The sequence below is a fragment of the Mycobacterium sp. 852002-51971_SCH5477799-a genome, from assembly GCF_001667145.1.
Lineage (GTDB): Bacteria > Actinomycetota > Actinomycetes > Mycobacteriales > Mycobacteriaceae > Mycobacterium.
In genome coordinates this window covers 15642-34255 of the sequence record NZ_LZIF01000082.1, presented here as the reverse complement: position 1 = coordinate 34255, position 18614 = coordinate 15642, and the positions used below count along the sequence as shown (strand labels likewise).

General features: G+C 68.1%; 16 protein-coding genes and 1 pseudogene. 7 read left to right on the top strand and 10 right to left on the bottom strand.

Going from position 1 to position 18614, the window contains the following annotated elements:
- Positions 1-58: 58 nt before the first annotated feature.
- The 4 genes from A5753_RS09910 to A5753_RS09895 are packed head-to-tail and all read right to left on the bottom strand — an operon-like array spanning position 59 to position 5907.
- Positions 59-2440, bottom strand: a complete 2382-nt coding sequence (locus A5753_RS09910) for an HAD-IC family P-type ATPase (RefSeq protein ID WP_067126467.1) — start codon at positions 2438-2440, stop codon at positions 59-61.
- The gene (locus A5753_RS09905) at positions 2437-4020 is read right to left on the bottom strand and encodes a serine hydrolase (protein ID WP_067126463.1); all 1584 of its coding nucleotides are present in this window, start codon (positions 4018-4020) and stop codon (positions 2437-2439) included. The genes A5753_RS09910 and A5753_RS09905 overlap by 4 nt, the downstream gene beginning before the upstream one ends.
- Before the next feature lie 40 nt (positions 4021-4060).
- Positions 4061-5170, bottom strand: a complete 1110-nt coding sequence (locus tag A5753_RS09900) for an MBL fold metallo-hydrolase (RefSeq protein WP_067126460.1) — start codon at positions 5168-5170, stop codon at positions 4061-4063.
- Between the two features lie 5 nt (positions 5171-5175).
- Positions 5176-5907, bottom strand: a complete 732-nt coding sequence (locus A5753_RS09895; protein WP_067126457.1) for an enoyl-CoA hydratase — start codon at positions 5905-5907, stop codon at positions 5176-5178.
- A gap of 27 nt (positions 5908-5934) precedes the next feature.
- Between A5753_RS09895 and A5753_RS09890 the strand changes: the two genes are divergently transcribed.
- From A5753_RS09890 to A5753_RS09880, 3 genes are all read left to right on the top strand, one after another.
- Complete coding sequence (locus A5753_RS09890) at positions 5935-7425, top strand: carboxyl transferase domain-containing protein (RefSeq protein WP_067126454.1); 1491 nt, start codon at positions 5935-5937, stop codon at positions 7423-7425.
- A gap of 83 nt (positions 7426-7508) precedes the next feature.
- On the top strand, positions 7509-8219 hold the full coding sequence (gene prrA / locus A5753_RS09885) for a two-component system response regulator PrrA (RefSeq protein ID WP_007777113.1): 711 nt from the start codon (positions 7509-7511) through the stop codon (positions 8217-8219).
- Between the two features lie 15 nt (positions 8220-8234).
- Positions 8235-9572 carry a sensor histidine kinase KdpD gene (locus A5753_RS09880; protein ID WP_067126451.1) on the top strand — a complete coding sequence of 446 codons (1338 nt, stop codon included), beginning with the start codon at positions 8235-8237 and terminating at the stop codon, positions 9570-9572.
- 7 nt (positions 9573-9579) lie between these two features.
- Here the strand turns inward: A5753_RS09880 and A5753_RS09875 are convergent, their stop codons facing one another.
- The 3 genes and pseudogenes from A5753_RS09875 to A5753_RS09870 all read right to left on the bottom strand — a co-directional run bounded on the left by A5753_RS09875 (position 9580) and on the right by A5753_RS09870 (position 11038).
- Positions 9580-10056 (bottom strand): hypothetical protein, encoded by a 477-nt coding sequence (locus A5753_RS09875; RefSeq protein ID WP_067126448.1) that lies wholly within the window; start codon positions 10054-10056, stop codon positions 9580-9582.
- Between the two features lie 2 nt (positions 10057-10058).
- A pseudogene (locus A5753_RS24820) lies at positions 10059-10166 on the bottom strand (hypothetical protein); the annotation flags it as partial.
- 11 nt (positions 10167-10177) lie between these two features.
- Entirely contained in the window at positions 10178-11038 is an 861-nt protein-coding gene (locus A5753_RS09870; RefSeq protein ID WP_067126445.1) for an OmpA family protein, read from the bottom strand.
- Between the two features lie 129 nt (positions 11039-11167).
- Between A5753_RS09870 and A5753_RS09865 the strand changes: the two genes are divergently transcribed.
- Together A5753_RS09865 and A5753_RS09860 are read left to right on the top strand one after the other, a co-directional pair.
- The gene (locus A5753_RS09865) at positions 11168-11431 is read left to right on the top strand and encodes a DUF2630 family protein (RefSeq protein ID WP_067126442.1); all 264 of its coding nucleotides are present in this window, start codon (positions 11168-11170) and stop codon (positions 11429-11431) included.
- Positions 11428-13002 carry an NAD(P)/FAD-dependent oxidoreductase gene (locus tag A5753_RS09860; RefSeq protein WP_067126439.1) on the top strand — a complete coding sequence of 525 codons (1575 nt, stop codon included), beginning with the start codon at positions 11428-11430 and terminating at the stop codon, positions 13000-13002. Before A5753_RS09865 ends, A5753_RS09860 begins: the two co-directional genes overlap by 4 nt.
- A 37-nt stretch (positions 13003-13039) precedes the next feature.
- Here A5753_RS09860 and A5753_RS09855 read toward each other — a convergent pair whose 3' ends face one another.
- Together A5753_RS09855 and pdxH are read right to left on the bottom strand one after the other, a co-directional pair.
- Positions 13040-14338, bottom strand: a complete 1299-nt coding sequence (locus A5753_RS09855) for a citrate synthase (RefSeq protein WP_067126436.1) — start codon at positions 14336-14338, stop codon at positions 13040-13042.
- 144 nt (positions 14339-14482) lie between these two features.
- The gene (pdxH, locus tag A5753_RS09850) at positions 14483-15145 is read right to left on the bottom strand and encodes a pyridoxamine 5'-phosphate oxidase (RefSeq protein WP_067126672.1); all 663 of its coding nucleotides are present in this window, start codon (positions 15143-15145) and stop codon (positions 14483-14485) included.
- Positions 15146-15217: 72 nt separating this feature from the next.
- Between pdxH and A5753_RS09845 the strand changes: the two genes are divergently transcribed.
- A complete protein-coding gene (locus A5753_RS09845) occupies positions 15218-16339 on the top strand; it encodes a citrate synthase 2 (protein WP_067126433.1) in 1122 nt (373 codons plus the stop codon).
- Between the two features lie 128 nt (positions 16340-16467).
- Positions 16468-16926 carry a VOC family protein gene (locus tag A5753_RS09840; RefSeq protein ID WP_067126430.1) on the top strand — a complete coding sequence of 153 codons (459 nt, stop codon included), beginning with the start codon at positions 16468-16470 and terminating at the stop codon, positions 16924-16926.
- Here A5753_RS09840 and A5753_RS09835 read toward each other — a convergent pair.
- The gene (locus A5753_RS09835) at positions 16923-18611 is read right to left on the bottom strand and encodes an FAD-dependent oxidoreductase (RefSeq protein WP_067126427.1); all 1689 of its coding nucleotides are present in this window, start codon (positions 18609-18611) and stop codon (positions 16923-16925) included. The genes A5753_RS09840 and A5753_RS09835 overlap by 4 nt on opposite strands.
- Between the last annotated feature and the right edge of the window lie 3 nt (positions 18612-18614).

Below are 18614 nucleotides of genomic sequence, written 5' to 3'. Positions count from 1 at the left end.
CCTTTTTCCGGCATCGTACTTGGCCGGTGACGACCCCCTGCGGGTGAGTTCGGCGCGCTCAGCGCCACAACCGCGGCTGCACGCCCAGCACCTTGGCGCGGATCCACCAGGTGGCCTCGATGGCGGCGGCGCCCAGCACGCCGATGCCCAGCGCCGTCGACGTCACCGCGACATTGGACGGGTCGAGCAGGAACGCCTTGCGCGCCAGCGGCAGACTGAAAATCACGACATACGCCAGGCCCGAACCGATTACCAGCGCCACGCGCCACCATTGGTAGGGGCGGGCCACCACCGCCAGCACCCACAGCGCCGTCATCAGCAACGTGATCAGGGCGGCGGTGGACGCCTGATCCTGTTCGACGAAGCTGGCATGACGCCCGTGATAGGCCAGCAGGTAGGAGGCGAATGTCGCGGTGCCGACGATCAATCCGCAGGGCAGCGCGGAGGAGAGGACCCGGCGCACGAAGCCCGAATGGGCGCGTTCGTTGTTGGGGGCCAGCGACAGGATGAACGACGGTATGCCGATGGTGAACCAGGCCGCGATGGTGACGTGGATGGGCTGAAACGGATACAGCAACGGGTCGGCCCCGAGCGGTTTGGCCAGCAGACATTCGATGCCCACCAGTAACGCCAGCAGGACCGAGTACACCGTTTTGGTCAAGAACAGGTTGGCGACGCGTTCGATGTTGCCGATCACCCGCCTGCCCTCGCCGACGACGTAGGGCAGCGTCGCGAATCGGTTGTCCAGCAGTACGATTTGCGCCACGGCGCGCGCCGCCGGGCTGCCGGCACCCATCGCGACACCGATGTCGGCATCCTTGAGGGCCAGCACGTCGTTGACGCCGTCGCCTGTCATCGCGACGCTGTGCCCGTGTGATTGCAGGGCGTGCACCATGGCGCGCTTCTGGTCCGGCCGCACCCTGCCGAAGGTGGTGTGCGTGTCCAGCGCGTCGGCCAATTGCCTGGGTTCGGAGGGCAATTGACGTGCGTCCAAAGTCTGGCCGCGCAGCCCGAGCTCCCCGGCGACGGCGCCGACCGAGACCGCGTTGTCGCCGGACAACACCTTGACCGAAACGCCTTGTTCGGCGAAATAATCCAGTGTCTCGCGCGCGTCCGGGCGCACCTTCTGTTCGAGGACCACCAACGCCGCCGGGGTGACGCGGCCCGGCGCGTCGGAATGATCGACGGCGACGTCACCGGCGCCGACCAGTAGGACCCGCAGCCCCCGCGCCCCGATCCGCTCGGCCTGTTCGGCAGCCGCCGACGCCGGCTCGAGCAACACGTCCGGAGCCCCCATCACCCAGTTGCCGTGGCCGTCGAAAGAGACGCCGCTCCATTTGGTGGCCGACTTGAAAGGTGCTGTCGCCGTGGCGGTCCAGCCGGGCGGCTCGCTATAGGTCTCGGCGATGGCCCGCATGCTCGCGTTGGGTCGCGGATCGGCGGCGGCCAACGAGGCCAGCACATCGGCAATCCCATCCTCCGGCGGGTCGAGTTCGTCCACGGTCGCCACGCGCATGCCGCTCTCGGTCAGGGTGCCCGTCTTGTCCGCGCAGACGACGTCGACGCGCGCGAGTCCCTCGATCGCGGGCAGCTCCTGCACCAGGCACCGGCGCTGACCGAGCCGGACCACCCCGACCGCGAAGGCGACCGACGTCAGCAACACCAGTCCTTCGGGGACCATGGGCACCAGTGCGCCGACCGCGCGCAGCACGGCCTGCCGCCAGTCCGCGCGCGTGGTGAACAGCTGGGTGTAGATGGTGAGCAGTCCGGCGGGCACCAACAGGTAGGTGATGAACTGCAGGATGCGGTTAATGCCGTTGCGCAGTTCGGATCTCACCAAGGTGAACTTGCTGGCCTCCTCGGCGAGCTTGGTCGCGTAGGCGTCCGCGCCGACCTTGGTGGCGCGGTAGGCGCCGCTGCCCGCGACGACAAAGCTGCCCGACATCACCGCATCGCCGACGCGCTTGGCGATCGGATCGGCCTCCCCGGTCAGCAGCGACTCGTCCACTTCCAGGTTCGCCTCCTCGACGACCTCCCCGTCGACGACGACCTGATCTCCGGGGCCCAGCTCGACGATGTCGTCGAGCACCACCTCACCGGGCGGGACGGCCTTGGTCCCGGATTGCCTGCGCACCAGAGGTTTTGCCTGACCGACGATGGCGAGCTTGTCCAGCGTCCGCTTGGCCCGGATCTCTTGCACCATGCCGACGACGCTGTTGGCGATGATCAGCAGCCCGAACATCCCGTTGATCAGTGAGCCCGTCGCGAGCACGATCAGCAGCAACACCCCCAGGATCGCGTTGATCCGGGTGAAGACGTTGGCCCGGACGATATCGGTGATGCTGCGCGTGGCGCGTTCCCGTACCGCGTTGCTCTTGCCGTCGGCCACCCGCTGGGCCACTTCGGCGTCGGTGAGGCCGGAGGAGTGAGCAAGAGTCATCGCGTGAAGGTCCCCAGCTTGTCCGAGTCGTAGTACTCCAAGTTCAGCGTATGGTCGCCGAAGACGGCTTTGGAAACCGTTCCGGGTGGGGCGTTTTCGTCGGTCAACGGGAAGGTGAAGGTGCCGCCGTCCCAGTGGGTGAGGGTGGCCGTCCGGTTTTTCGGACCCATCCGCAGTTGCAGCGCGCCGTCGTGTTGCGTCACGACGGCCGGTCCCCAGTAATCGCTGGCATAGCTGCCGGCGTAGTCACCGAGCGGCCTGGCCGGGGCGGGGTTGGCCGGGGGCTGCTTGCCGACCAGCGAGCCGACCGGGTTGTTCAGCCAGCCGATCGCCTTCTTGTACAAGGACGCCCAGTCCTCGCGGATCTGACCGTACTGAACCAGATCCATGAATTCCGCGGTGAGCGTTTCCGGGATGCCGTAGGGCGCGGCGTTTGTCAGCGCGATGATGCCCAGATCCTCGGACGGCAGCACCACGAAGTTGGTGGCCGCGCCCAAATCGAAAGCGCCGGAATGGCTGTACTCGGTGCGTCCCGACGAATTGACCGAGGAGTTGAAGCCGTATCCGTAAAACCCGGTGCGCGCCTGCGGCGTTTTGGCGGGCGATGACACCATCTGCGGGCTGATGGCGGGCAGCAGGGCTTCCGGCGAAGCGATCCGGTGACCGTCGTAGGTTCCGTTGCCCAGCAACATCAATAACCAGCGCGTCATGTCGTTCACCGATGAGCTCACCCCGCCCGCCGGCGATTGCGAATCCGGGTCGCGCTGGAAGCGGGGCCGCCACGTGTCGTCGATCTTGACGTGGTTGACCGCATGGTTGGGCCGCGCGATGAAGTCGGCGAACCGCGAACTGGTCGACGCCATCCCCAGCGGGCGGTAGAGCACCTCCTCGGACAGGTCCTCCCATGGCTTGCCCGCCGCGGCCGCCACCGCCTCGGCACCGGCGGTGATCCCATAGTTGGTGTAGGCGTAGCTGATTCGGAAAGGATCCAGCGGCAGCTGCTTGAGCCGCTCCAGCGTTTGCCGGCGGTCGTAGCCCAGGTCTTCGAGCTTGTCACCGGCATGGTCCGGTAACCCGGAGCGATGCGAATACAGGTCGGCAACGGTCACATGGCCGGTGACGTAGGGATCATTCAGCGTGAACCACGGCAGCTTGGACACGACGGGCGTGTCCCATGCGACGACGTTGTCGCTGACCTCGTGCGCGATCACCGTCGCGCCCACCGATTTGGACACCGAGGCCAGCTGGAAGACGGTGTCGGCGTCCACCTTGTTGTTCTGTCCTTGCCCATTGCTCGCATCTTTGATGCCGAACCCTTTGGCGTACAACACCTTTCCGCCGTGCACGACGGCTACGGCCATCCCCGGGATGCCGGTGCTTTTCATCAGGTCGCCGGCCAGCCCGTCCAGCTTGGCGACGGCGTCGTCGATACGGCCGGCGGGGATCGTCACGCCGGAGACCTGGTTGGGCGGGACGTCAGACACTGTGGACGGCGGCCCGGCCGTCGGCTGCGCGAAGCCACACCCCGTCAATCCGAGCAACGCCGCAGTGAGGGCGGCCCCGGCCGCGCGTTTGGTCATCCGCGAACCCTAACGCGCTGACGGTGCGCGCCGGCGCAATCTACAGCCGCCACCAGGGATCGGATTCCTCCGGTGCCGCAGGATCGATGCGCTGGCCTGGCAGCGGCACGGCCACCTTCACCCGCTCCGGCGCGGCGGCGGCGAGCAGGCGCTCAACCGGTTCGGCCCACGGATGCGGGGCCAATCGGAAAGTGCCCCAATGGATCGGCACCAGCAGTCCGCCGTCTGTGACGTCCAGATGCGCCCGCACCGCCTCCTCGGGGTTCATGTGCACGTCGGGCCACGCCGTGTTGTAGGCGCCGATGGGCAGGAGAGTCAGGTCGAACGGCCCGTGATCGGCGCCGATCTGCTCGAAACTCTTGGTATAGCCGGTGTCGCCGCCGAAGTACGCCCGATGCTTCGGGCCGACGAACGCCCACGACGCCCACAGCGTCGTGTTGCGGTCGAGAAAGCGTCCCGAGAAGTGCCGCGCCGGCACGCACACCACTTCGAGCTCGTCGACTTTGGCGCTCTGCTGCCAGTCGAGCTCGACGATGCGCTGCTCGGGTATCCCCCACCGGCGCAGGTGGGCCCCGATGCCGAGCGGCACAAAAAACGGTGCCCGCTGAGTGCGGGCCAGCGCCCGGACCGTGTCGATGTCGAGGTGGTCGTAATGGTCATGGCTGATCACCACCGCGTCGACGGCGGGCAGCGCCTCGAGCTGGAGCGGCGGCGGATGCAGCCGCTGCGGGCCCACGACGTCCGACGGCGAACACCGGTCGCTCCACACCGGGTCGGTGAGCACCCGGTAACCGTCGATCTCCAGCAACGCCGTGGAATGGCCGAACCAGCTGACGGCCAGCCGGCCCGGGTCGGCGTCGGGCATCCCCGGCGAGGCGAGCGGGATCGGGCCCTTCGGCCGGCTGCCGCCCCGATTGCCGATCAGCTCCCACGCGATGAGCCGTATTTGCTCGCGGTCCATCTTGATTGTGGAGGCGGGCTCGAGGTTGACGAAGACACCGTCGCGGTAGTGCGGCGACCCGGCGGCCACCTCGGCGATCGACGCCGGGTGGGCGCCGAGCGCGTCCGGCGCGCCGTGCAGCGCTCGCACCAGCCAACCACCGGCCGCCAGCGACGCCGTACCGGCGACCAGCCGCAGCGTCCCCCGCATACTCGTCAGGCCCCCTGGAACTTCGGCGCGCGCTTCTCGATCCGGGCGACCTGGGCCTCGACGACGTCCTGGCTGCCCCAGGCCTTGTCGAAGAGTTCCTTGTGCATCGGCCCGGGCTCTTCGATGGCACCGTCGTCGTTGAGCACCCGCTTGGCGTGCTGGATCGCCAGCGGTGCCAGCCCGGCGATCTCGGCGGCCCAGGCCTGGGCGTCGGCGAGCGTCCCGATGCGATTGGCCATCCCCGTCTGCAGCGCCACGTCGGCGGTCAGCTTCTCCGCCGTGAGCAGCATCGCCCGGGCCCGGCCGTGACCCACGAGCGAGGATAGCCGCCGGATGCTCCAGTTATCCAGGGCCAGGCCATATTTCGACGTCGGGAACTGGAAGAACGCGTCGGGTGCGACGACCCGCAGATCGCATTGCATGGCCAGTTGCAGGCCTGCGCCGATGGCCGGGCCGTTGATGGCCCCGATCACGGGGATCAACGTGGCATCGAGCACCCTGTGCAGCTCGACGAGCCGGTCGGGGTAGTCGGCCGCGAAGGCGTCACCGGACAGGTCCGCACCGGCGCAGAACACCGTGCCCTGGCCCGTCAGCACGATCGCGCGGGTGGAGCCGTCGCCGGCCTTGAGCACGGCCTCGCGCAGCTCCTCGACCAGCTGGGAGTTCAACGCATTGCGGCGCTCGGGACGCTGCAGCTCGATGGTCATAACGGCTTCGGCCTGGGTAACACCGATCATGGCAGCCACCCTATATAGCCTCTTTTCGTGAGTCGTATTACGCCTGCTCAACTGCGCGATGCGGTGCTGGACAAGAATTCTTTTCTCCGCTGGGACAGCGAGCCGCTCGGCGTGCCGGTCAGCGCGTCCTACGCCCAAGAGCTCGCGGACGCTCGGGCCGCGACGGGCCTGGACGAAGCGGTGCTCACCGGCGAGGGACGCGTCTTCGGCCGCCGGGTCGCGGTGGTGGTCTCCGAGTTCGGCTTCCTGGGCGGGTCGATCGGCGTCGCCGCGGCCGAGCGGATCACCGCCGCGGTGCAGCGGGCGACGGCCGAGGGGCTGCCGCTGCTGGCCTCGCCGAGCTCCGGCGGCACCCGAATGCAAGAGGGCACGGTCGCGTTTCTGCAGATGGTGAAGATCGCCGCGGCGGTCCGACTGCACAGCCAAGCGCACCTGCCCTACCTGGTCTATCTGCGCAATCCGACCACCGGCGGGGTGTTCGCGTCCTGGGGGTCGCTGGGCCATGTGACGGTCGCCGAGCCGGGCGCGTTGATCGGTTTCCTCGGACCGCGCGTCTATGAGCTCCTTTACGACGAACCCTTCCCCGAGGGCGTACAGACCGCGGAGAACCTTCAGCGGCACGGCGTGATCGATGGCGTCGTCCGGCTCGATGAGCTGCGCCGCACCCTGGACCGTGCGATGACCGTCATCGTCGACGCTCCCGAGCCGCTGCCCGCGCCGACGCCACCCGAACCGACGCCCGACGTCGCGGTGTGGGACTCGGTGGTGGCGTCGCGACGGCCCGACCGGCCCGGGGTGGGGCTGCTCCTTCGGCACGGCGCCACCGATCGGGTGCTGCTGTCGGGGACTGGCCAGGGAGAGGCGGCGACCACGCTGTTGGCGCTGGCCCGATTCGCCGGCCAGCCCGCGGTGGTGCTGGGGCAGCAGCGGCTGACGGGCGGCTTGGTGGGACCCGCCTCACTGCGCGAAGCCCGGCGCGGCATGGCGCTGGCCGCCGAGTTGCGCCTGCCGCTGGTGCTGGCGATCGACACTGCGGGGCCGGCGCTGTCGGCCGAAGCCGAACAGGGCGGGCTGGCCGGTCAGATCGCGCAATGCCTGGCCGAGCTGGTGACCCTGGATACACCGACGGTGTCGGTGCTGCTGGGCCAGGGCAGCGGCGGGCCTGCCCTGGCGATGGTGCCCGCCGACCGGGTGTTGGCGGCGTTGCACGGCTGGCTGGCCCCGCTTCCGCCGGAGGGCGCCAGCGCGATCGTATTCCGGGACACCGAGCACGCCGCCGAACTCGCTGCCGCACAAGGCATCCGGTCGGTTGATCTGCTGAAGTCGGGAATCGTCGACGCCGTCGTGCCGGAGTACCCCGACGCCGCCGACGAGCCGGTCGAGTTCGCGCGGCGATTGGCGCGGGCCATCGCCACCGAGGTGCACGCGCTGCGCGAGCTCCCCGCCGCCGAGCGGCTGGCCGCCCGGTTGCGGCGCTACCGCAACATTGGTTTACCCGGGCTCCGTCGCGACGCATAAATCGCGGGCAAGACGCGACGACGATCGGCCGCGCGCGTTCGGCCGGTGCGGCCTCCCACAGCCACAGCCGACAATCAGGCAAAATGGGCGGCATGGACACAGGAGCTAGCTCACCGCGGGTCTTGGTCGTCGACGACGATTCAGATGTGCTCGCGTCGCTCGAACGCGGTCTGCGGCTGTCCGGCTTCGAGGTGTCGACGGCGGTCGACGGCGCCGAGGCGTTGCGCAGCGCCACCGAGACGCGCCCCGACGCGATCGTGCTCGACATCAACATGCCGGTGCTCGACGGCGTCAGCGTCGTCACGGCGCTGCGCGCCATGGACAACGACGTCCCGGTCTGCGTGCTGTCCGCCCGCAGCTCGGTCGACGATCGGGTGGCCGGCCTGGAGGCCGGAGCCGACGACTACCTGGTCAAACCGTTCGTGCTGGCCGAGCTGGTCGCGCGGGTCAAGGCATTGCTGCGCCGCCGCGGCGCCACCGCCACGTCCTCCTCGGAAACCATCACGGTCGGGCCGCTGGAAGTCGATATCCCGGGCCGGCGTGCGCGAGTCAATGGTGTCGACGTCGACCTGACCAAGCGCGAATTCGACCTGCTGGCGGTGCTGGCCGAACACAAGACCGCGGTGTTGTCGCGCGCGCAGCTGCTCGAACTGGTGTGGGGTTACGACTTCGCCGCCGACACCAACGTCGTCGACGTCTTCATCGGATATCTGCGCCGCAAGCTGGAGGCGAACGGTGGCCCCCGGCTGCTGCACACCGTCCGCGGAGTGGGATTCGTACTGCGCATGCAGTAAGCAGGTCGACCGGCAATGAACTTTCTGTCCCGGATCGCGACCCGTACGCCATCGCTACGGGCGCGGGTCGCGGTCGCGACGGCCATCGGCACCGCCATCGTGGTGGTCATCGCGGGCGCCGTCGTGTGGTTCGGCATCACCAGCGCCTGGAAAGAACGACTTGATCGCCGCCTGGACGAGGCGGCTGGCTTCGCCATCCCCTTCCTGCCGCGTGGACTCGGCGACATCCCGCGCACGCCCAACGACCAAGACACCGTCATCACGGTCCGGCGCGAGGGACAGGTCATGTCCAACTCGGACGTCACGTTGCCGCCGCTGGATGTCGGGTATGCCGACACCTACATCAACGGGGTGCGCTACCGGATCCGGACCCTGGAGGTCCGAACACCGCAGCCTGCGACGGTGGCGGTGGGTGCGACCTACGACGACACGATCGCCCAGACCAACAACCTGCATCGGCGGGTGATCCTGATCTGTGCGCTCTCGATCGGAGCGGCAGCGGTATTCGCTTGGCTCCTGGCGGCTTTCGCGGTGCGACCGTTCAAACGTCTTGCCCAGCAAGCCCGCTCGATCGACGCAGACGAGCGCCCACAGGTGGCGGTGCGCGGCGCCAGCGAGGCCGTCGAGATCGCCGAAGCCATGCGGGGCATGCTGCAGCGCATCTGGACCGAACAAGACCGGACCAAGGATGCGCTCGCATCGGCGCGCGACTTCGCCGCCGTGTCCTCGCACGAACTGCGCACCCCGTTGACCGCGATGCGCACCAACCTCGAAGTGCTGTCCACCCTGGACATGCCCGACGAACAGCGCAAAGAGGTGCTGGGCGACGTCATCCGCACCCAGTCGCGGATCGAGGCCACGCTGACCGCCCTCGAACGGCTGGCCCAGGGCGAATTGTCGACGGCTGACGATCACGTGCCCGTCGACATCACCGAACTGCTCGACCGCGCGGCCCATGACGCCACCCGGATCTATCCGGGGGTCGACGTTTCGCTGGTGCCATCACCCACGTGCATCATCGTCGGGTTACCGGCCGGGTTGCGGCTCACCGTCGACAACGCGATCGCCAACGCCGTCAAGCACGGCGGCGCCACCAAGGTCCAGCTCTCAGCGGTCAGCTCGCGCGCCGGCGTGGAGATCGCCATCGACGACAACGGCGGCGGCGTACCCGAGGACGAGCGCCAGGTGGTGTTCGATCGGTTCTCCCGTGGATCGACGGCCTCCCATTCCGGGTCGGGCCTGGGGTTGGCGTTGGTCGCCCAGCAGGCCCAGCTGCACCGTGGGACGGCGGCGCTGGAGAACAGCCCGTTGGGTGGGGCGCGGCTGGTCCTGCGCCTCCCGGGCCCCAGCTAGCGCCCCATCACCGCCGCGGGTTGTCGGGGCTGTCGCGCCAAGGCGTGAAACCGGCTTGCACCGCGGACTTCTCGTCGGTGAACCAGACCTGGGCGGTGGTGGAGTCGTAGACCGGATCGTCGGGCGTCAGATATACCTTGCCGTCGGCACGGGCTTTGACCAAGTATCCCGCCGGTCCCCCGCCATCGGGGCCGGCATCGGCCGAGCCCGGCCCATACGGCGCCCGCCGCGACACCCGAATCTTGGTGGTGGGCAACCCTTGTGGGACCCGGATCTTGCTGGTGCGCCGCTCGGTGACCGGAATGTTCGTGGTGCGCCGCTCGGTGACCGGGATCGCGGTTGTCGGCGGTTCCGGCGATGCCCGCTCGTTCGGCGGCTTCGACACCGGCGGTGGGCTTTTGGCGGCGGGCAGCATCAGCGTGAGTGTCAGAACGAGCCCCAGCCCGAAGGACAGGCCGAAGACCCACCAGTGCACGTGGCTCATCGCCCCGCCCCCTTCCCCGGGCGCCGGAGCAGTGTGGCAATCACCCAGGCAACGAGCGAGCCCGCTACGAAAGCGAGCAGATACCACAACCATTGGATGACGAAGTCCACGTCGAATCTCCCTAGCCGATCACGATTTCGACCCGGCGATTCTGGGCGCGACCGCCGTCGGTGCCATTGGGGGCGACCGGGTTGGCCGATCCGAAACCGGTGGTGCTCAACCGATCGCCGGGCACGCCGTGAGCTTCTAGAAACCCCGCGACGGTTTGCGCGCGCTCCTCGCTCAACGGAACGTTCAGGCTCGCGTTGCCGGTGCTGTCGGCGTAGCCGTTGATGGTCGCGTGCGCGTTCGGGCAGGCTTTGAGTTTGTCGGCGATGCGGGTCAGGACCTGCTCGTCGGACGCGGTCAGACTGCCGAGGTTCGATTCGAAGGTGAGCGCGCCGTCGGTCAGGGTGTTGATCGTCGATTGCAGGTTGGCGCACGACGCGGCCGCGGTGGGCGACGGCGACGCCGTCGGCGCGCTAACGGCGAGGCTGTCAACGATATTCAGGTTCGACCAGATCCGCTTGGCATCTGCGGCGACGGTGTTCTTCTGGTTGGGCGATGCCGCGGTCCCCGCCAACGTGACGGTGTCTGTACTCACCGTGACGGCGAAATCGGCGATCGAGGCGCTGTCGGAGAAAACGGGCCTGGCCTTGGCGAAATCGAGCGCGTCGACGGCGGGATCGATGCGGATCTCGTCGACGATGTTGACGCCGGGGCCCAATGCCTCGTTGAGCACCTTCAGCAATGTCGCTTTGGCGGAGTCGTCGGGCAAGTCGCCGGTCAGGGTGACGCTGTTGCCGTTGCGGGTCATGGAGAACGCCGCCAACGAAAACTTCGGCGCACCAGCGCTGGTCGAAGGTGCCGACGACACACGACCGGACGGGGGTCGCGCCGACACTTCGTAGCCGATCACGGCCATCAGCAGCGGAATCACCACCAGGGCGAGCAGCCAGGGCAGGACGAGCCGTTTGATGCTGATGACGGCCCTCCCTCCTGACGCCCGTCCTGTGCCAGGCGATATGCAGCTTACCGATCCACTGGCTCCCGGGTCGGGCACACTGGAGCGATGGCCAACGGCAGTAAACCGACCGACAACGACACGCTGGCAGTGATTCGTGACCTGGTCGCCGAGGAGAAAGCGCTGCGGGCCCAGCTGCAGCGCGGGGACATCGACACGTCGGAAGAGCATGACCGCCTCCGTCGGGTGGAGGTGGAACTCGACCAGTGCTGGGACCTGCTGCGGCAGCGCCGGGCGCTGCGCGAGACCGGCGGTGACCCGCGGGAGGCCGAGGTGCGTCCCCCCGACGAGGTCGAGGGCTACCTGAGCTGAGCGACCACGCGAGCCAAGTCGACGCCGTAGTCATCGGAGGCGGCCACAACGGCCTCGTGGCGGCCGCGTATCTGGCCCGCGCGGGTGTGCGCGTGCGCTTGCTCGAACGGCTCGACCACATTGGCGGCGCGGCCGTCTCGACGCAGGCGTTCGACGGTGTCGGCGTTCGGGTATCGCGCTACTCGTACCTGGTCAGCCTGCTGCCCGCACAAATCGTGCAGGATCTGGGCGCCAGTGTGCGGTTGGCCCGGCGGCCGTTTTCGTCGTACACGCCCGACCCCGCGACCGGCGGGCGTGCCGGGCTGCTGATCGGGTCGCACGCTGACACCTTCGGCGGCATCGGGGCCGCCGGCGATGCGCGGGGGTTCGCCGAGTTTTACCGTCGCTGCCGGCTGGTCACCGAACGACTGTGGCCGACATTGCTCGAACCGCTGCGCGCCCGCGAGGGCGCCCGCCGGCAGGTGGTGGGAGGCGGCGAGCGCCGCGCGGCGGCCGCGTGGCAGGCGTTGATCGAGGACCCGATCGGGCACGCGATCACCGGCGCGGTGCGCAACGACGTGGTGCGCGGGGTGATCGCGACCGACGCGCTGATCGGCACGTTCGCCCGCCTCGATGGCCCTTCGCTGGCGCAGAATGTCTGCTTCCTCTACCACGTGCTCGGCGGTGGCACCGGAGACTGGGACGTCCCGATCGGCGGCATGGGCGCGGTGACCACGGCCCTGGCCGCGGCGGCGGTCGGCTATGGGGCCGAAATCGTCACCGGCGCAGAGGTTTACGCCGTCGATCCCAGCGGGGAGGTGCGCTATCGCGCCGCCGACGAGGAGCAGCGGCTCCGGGCCCGGTTCGTTCTCGCCGGCGTCACCCCGACGGTCCTGGCCGGCCTTCTCGGCGAACGGCCGACTCGCGCGGTCCAGGGCGCGCAGGTCAAGGTCAACATGGTGTTGCGGAGGCTGCCCCGGCTGCGCGATGAGAATGTGAGACCCGAGCACGCATTCGCCGGAACCTTCCACGTCAACGAAACCTGGAACCAGCTGGACGCGGCGTATTCGCGCGCAGCCGCCGGGCAGATCCCGAATCCGCTGCCCTGCGAGGCCTATTGCCACTCGCTGGCCGACCCGAGCATCCTGTCGGCCGGCCTACGCGACTCGGACGCCCACACGATGACGGTGTTCGGCTTGCATACCCCGCACTCGCTGTTCGACGGCACCTATTCCGGCGCCCTGCGCGACCGACTGACCGACGCCGTGCTTGCGTCACTGAATTCCGTTCTAGCCGAACCGATTCAAGAGGTTCTGATGAGCGACGCGCACGGCCGGCCATGCATCGAGACGACGACCACGCTGGACCTGCACCGCAGCCTGGGTATGACGGCGGGCAACATCTTCCACGGTGGCTTGTCGTGGCCCTTCGCCGAAGACGACGACCCGCTGGACACCCCGGCCCGGCAATGGGGCGTGGCCACCGCGCACGAACGGATCATGCTGTGCGGCTCCGGCGCACGCCGGGGCGGGGCGGTGTCGGGCATCGGCGGGCACAACGCCGCGATGGCGGTGCTGGCCTCGCTCACATAGCGGATGCGGTTGCCGCGCTTGCGGATCCGCTTACTCGCTACTTCCGTGCGTCGATGGTGACGTAGTCGCGCTCGGTGTAACCGGTGTAGATCTGGCGCGGACGCCCGATCTTGCTGTCGCCCTCGTCGTGCATCTCGCGCCAGTGCGCGATCCACCCGGGCAGCCGCCCCAGCGCGAACAGGACGGTGAACATCCGGGTCGGGAAGCCCAGCGCCCGGTAGATCAGGCCGGTGTAGAAGTCGACGTTCGGGTAGAGCTTGCGCTCGACGAAGTAGTCGTCGGTCAGCGCCGCCTCTTCGAGCTCCTTGGCGATGCTCAGCAGGTCGTCGTCGCCGCCCAGCTTGGCCAGGATCTTGTCGGCCTGTTCCTTGACGATGCGCGCGCGGGGGTCGTAGTTCTTGTACACCCGGTGACCGAAGCCCATCAGCTTCACGCCTTCTTCGCGGTTCTTGACCTTGCGCACGAATTCGCTGACGTCGTCATCGCTTTGGCGGATCTTCTCGAGCATCTCGAGCACCGCCTGGTTGGCGCCGCCGTGCAGCGGTCCCCACAGCGCGTTGATGCCACCGGAAATGGAGGTGAACAGGTTGGCCTGCGACGACCCAACCAGCCGGACCGTCGAAGTCGAACAGTTCTGCTCGTGGTCGGCGTGCAGGATGAGCAGCATGTCCAGCGCCCGAACGATTTCGGGATCCGCCTGATAGGGCTCCGCGGGCAGCCCGAATGTCATGCGCAGGAAGTTCTCCACCAGCGACAGCGAGTTGTCCGGGTAAAGGAAGGGCTGGCCTACCGATTTCTTGTAGGCGTAGGCCGCGATGGTCGGCAGCTTGGCCAGCAACCGGATCGTCGACAGCTCGACGTCCTCGCTGTCCATCGGGTCGAGCGAATCGGGGTAGTAGGCCGAGAGCGCATTGACGGCACTGGACAACACCGGCATCGGGTGGGCGTTGCGCGGGAAGCCGTCGAAGAACCGCTTGAGATCCTCGTGCAGCATGGTGTGCAGCTGGATCTGCTTGGTGAAGTCGGCCAGCTGCTCCTTGCTGGGCAGTTCGCCGTAGATCAAGAGGTAGCTCACCTCGATGAAGGTCGACTTCTCGGCGAGCTGCTCGATAGGGATGCCGCGGTAGCGCAGGATCCCCGCGTCGCCGTCGATGTAAGTGATGGAACTCTTGCACGCGGCGGTGTTGACGAAGCCGTTGTCGAACGTGGTGTAGCCGGTCTTGGACAACAACGAGCCCAGCGCAACACCGTCAGCACCCTCGGTGGCCTTGACGATCTGCAGGTCGGTCTCGCCGCCCGGGTACTTCAAAGTGGCGGTGTCGTCGGTGTCTGCCACGAGAACCCCTTTGCGCTCTGGCTGAATGGCTGCTGACTTGGTGCTTACTGCAAAAGGTAGTCGTTATGAGGATAAGGCGCCTGCCCGGGGTCGAGTCTGCTGGTCACGCCGGCAATCGAGTCCCGTACGACGCCTCGCAACGCGTTAGGGCTGCAGGCGCTCCACCCGGTCGCCGGTGATGCGGATGCGGTTGTGCAACCGGTTTTCCCGCCCCTGCCAGAACTCAACCAGCTCCGGAGCAATGAGATAGCCGCCCCAGCCCGGCGGGACCGGGATCTGCTCGCGGTCGGCGAAGCGGGCGGTCACCTCGCTCAGCTGGCTTAGCAGGGCCGCTCGTGACGCGATCGGTTGCGATTGGTGCGACGCCCAGGCGCCCAGCTGCGACCCGCGCGGCCGCTTGGACCAGTAGTCCTCGGTGACCTGCGCGCTGACCTTGCTGACCGGCCCGCGGATGTGGACCTGACGGCCGAGCTGGTACCAGGGAAACGTCGCCGAGGCGTACGCCGTCGCCGCGAGATCGTCGGCCTTGGCCGAGTCATAGTTGGTGAAGAAAGTGATTCCGCTCTCGTCCACGCTCTTGCACAACACCGATCGGCTCGCTGGCCTGCCGTCGGCGGTGACGGTAGCCAGCACCAACGCGTTGGGTTCGGCGACACCGGACCGCTCGGCGTCATCGATCCATTTGCGCAACAACGAAACCCAGCCATCGCCGAGCCAATCAGCGTCCAGATCTGGACTGCCGTCTTTTTCCACTGACCCGTACTCCACACGCATTCTTTGCAGGTGCTCGTCGTCTGGTCCTGCCATCGCGTCCACGCTACCGGCGCTTGCTACCGGCCGGTAGCGTCGGGCCGATCAGGGGGTGCGAGAATTTTCGGTATGACTGTGGTCCCTGAAGACTTCGTCCCCGGCCTCGAGGGCGTGGTCGCCTTCACCACCGAGATCGCCGAACCGGATAAAGACGGCGGTGCGCTGCGCTACCGCGGTGTCGACATCGAAGACCTGGTGACCCAGCAGGTCACCTTCGGCGACGTGTGGGCGCTGCTGGTCGACGGCAAGTTCGGCCGCGGGCTGCCGCCCGCCGAGCCGTTCCCGCTGCCCATTCACACCGGCGACGTCCGCGTCGACGTGCAGGCGGGCTTGGCGATGCTCGCCCCGATCTGGGGATACAAGCCGCTGCTGGACACCGAGGAGACCGTCGCCCGCGATCAGCTCGCCCGGGCATCGGTTATGGCGCTGTCCTATGTCGCGCAGTCCGCGCGCGGCATCTACCAGCCGGCCGTCCCGCAGCGGATCATCGACGAATGCGATACGGTCACCGCCCGTTTCATGACGCGGTGGCAGGGCGAGCCGGACCCGCGGCACGTCGAAGCGATTGACGCCTACTGGGTCTCGGCCGCCGAGCATGGCATGAACGCCTCGACGTTCACCGCACGGGTGATCGCTTCGACCGGCGCCGACGTGGCAGCGGCGCTGTCCGGGGCGATCGGCGCGATGAGCGGCCCGCTGCACGGCGGGGCGCCGGCGCGGGTGCTGCCGATGATCGAAGAGGTCGAACGCACCGGCGACGCGCGTGGACTGGTCAAGAAGGTCCTGGACAGCGGCGACAAGCTGATGGGCTTCGGGCACCGGGTCTACCGCGCGGAGGACCCGCGGGCCCGTGTGCTGCGCGCTACCGCCGAACGGCTGGGCGCCCCGCGCCACGAGGTGGCCGTCGCGCTGGAGCAGGCGGCGCTGGCGGAGCTGCGCGAGCGCCGTCCGGACCGGGCCATCGAGACCAACGTCGAGTTCTGGGCCGCCGTGATGCTGGACTTCGCCCGGGTGCCGGCCAGCATGATGCCGGCAATGTTCACGTGCGGCCGTACCGCGGGGTGGTGCGCCCACATTCTCGAGCAGAAACGGCTGGGCAAGCTGGTCCGGCCGTCGGCCATCTACGTGGGCCCGGGCCCGCGCAGCCCGGAATCCGTCGAGGGCTGGAACCGCAGTCTGACCAACGCCTGAGCCGCTCGATTGTCGGTACCCGGCGATCTAATGGTTGTCGTCGCGATGAGTTTTCGTCGCCGGCGCAGTCATAAATCGTGGACCTGCCCTCCCCCGGGCAGGAAAGGGAACCGACAAGGAGAAGCAGCATGGCGATAAACATCGAACCGGCACTGTCCCCGCACCTGGTAGTCGACGATGCCGGCGCGGCAATCGACTTCTACGTCAAGGCTTTTGGGGCAGAAGAAATAGGACGCGTGCCGCGTCCCGATGGCAAACTGGTGCACGCCGCGGTGCGCATCAACGGCTTCACGGTGATGCTCAACGACGACTTCCCCGAAGTGTGTGGGGGCAAATCGATGACGCCGACGTCGCTGGGCGGCACCCCCGTCACGATCCACCTGACGGTCACCGACGTCGATGCCAGCTTCCAGCGGGCGCTGGATGCGGGTGCCACCGTGGTGACCCCGCTGGACGACCAGTTCTGGGGCGACCGCTACGGCATGGTGGCCGACCCGTTCGGCCACCACTGGTCACTGGGGCAGCCGGTCCGCGAGGTCAGCATGGACGAGATTTCGGCGGCGATGTCCGGGCAGGGAGCCGGTTAGCCGAGCAGCCGATCCAGCAGCCGGCGTCGCGGTGGCGGCGCCGGCTCTGCGGCGGCTGCTGCTGCGAGCATGGCGGACACGTCGGTGAACTTGTTGCGCGGCCGGCCGGCGTCGCTGCCGCGCGCGATCTCGGCGGCGTCGATGGCGCGCCATCCCGCCGCGTCGATCGCGTCGGGATGACGGGCGTGCACCAGGCTGGCCAGTGCCTCGGGCCTGCCCACCGGATCGGTCAGCTTGCCGGCGTTGAAATCGGCGACCAGGGACTGCACGGTCTCAAACGAGCACGACTTGTTGGTGCCGATGAAGCCACTGGGGCCCCGCTTGATCCAGCCCGCGACGTATGCACCCGGCACCGGTTCACCGGAGGCGGGCTCGACGACGCGGCCTCCGTCATTCGGCACGACGGCCGATGATTCGTCATAGGGCAAATCGCGAATCGGCTTGCCGCGGTAGCCGATCGACGTCAGCACCAGACCCGTATCCAGCTGGCGCGTCTCATCGCTACCGGTGACCGAGAACTCGATGCCGGTGGCGCGCTGGTCCCCCAGCACCCGGTTCGGGGTGAGCCGATACGCCAGCCTGATCCTGGGGCGGTCCGACGGCGTTGCGTCGTCGCCGAGCGTGCTCAAGGTTTCCAGCTTGCGCTTGGTCAACGCATCCGAAGCGGTCGCGAGATCGGCCGCCACCAGCTGATGGTCGGCCGCGCTGAGCACCACCTCGGAGCTGCCGGTGAGCCCGATCAGCTCGGGCAGCGTGAACGCCGAATCCGCGGGGCCGCGCCGGGCGGCGATCACCACCTCGCGCACCGCCGAGCCCCGCAAGGCCGCCAGCGCGTGGTCGGCGATGTCGGTGCGGGCCAGCTCGTCGGGATTCGTGGTCAGCACCCGGGCAACATCGAGGGCGACGTTGCCGTTGCCCACGATCACCACCCGCTCGTGGCTGAGATCAACTGGCAGATCGGCGAACTCGGGATGCCCATTGATCCACGCGACCAATTCGGTTGCGGTACCGGTCCCCGGCAGACCCATGCCCTCGATGTCCAGCCGCCGGTCATCGGGTGCGCCGACGGCGTACAGCACGGCGTGGTGGTGAGCCAGCAGGTCCGCATGACTCAGCTGCTCGCCGACCTCCACGTTGAGATAGAACCGGAACCGGCGGTCACCGGCGACCCTGTCGAACAGCCGGGTGACCCTCTTGGTGTTCTGGTGATCCGGCGCCACCCCGGCCCGCACCAAACCATAAGGAGTGGGCAGCTTTTCGAAGACGTTGACGCGGACGCGCTGCTGGGTCAGCAATTCGTCGGCGGCATACATCGCCGCGGGCCCCGATCCGACGATGGCCACGGTCAGCGGCCTTCGGCGGGCGTGCACCTCCGCCGCCGGGATCACCGGGGCCAGCTTCGACGTCGGCGGCAGCTTCTCGTCCTTCGGCCGGTCCGGGTAGAAGGATGCGTTGATCTCGATAAACGGCAACTGCTTGGAGTCCAGCCGGGTGTCGGGTGCGATCGCGCCCACGGGGCATGCGCTCACACAGGCACCGCAGTCCACGCACGCCACCGGATCGATGTAGAGCATCTCCGAGGTGGCGAAGCCCGGCTCGTCCGGTGACGGGTGAATACAATTCACCGGGCACGCGAAAACACAGGACCCGTCGTTACAGCACGACTGGGTAATAACGTGCGGCATAAA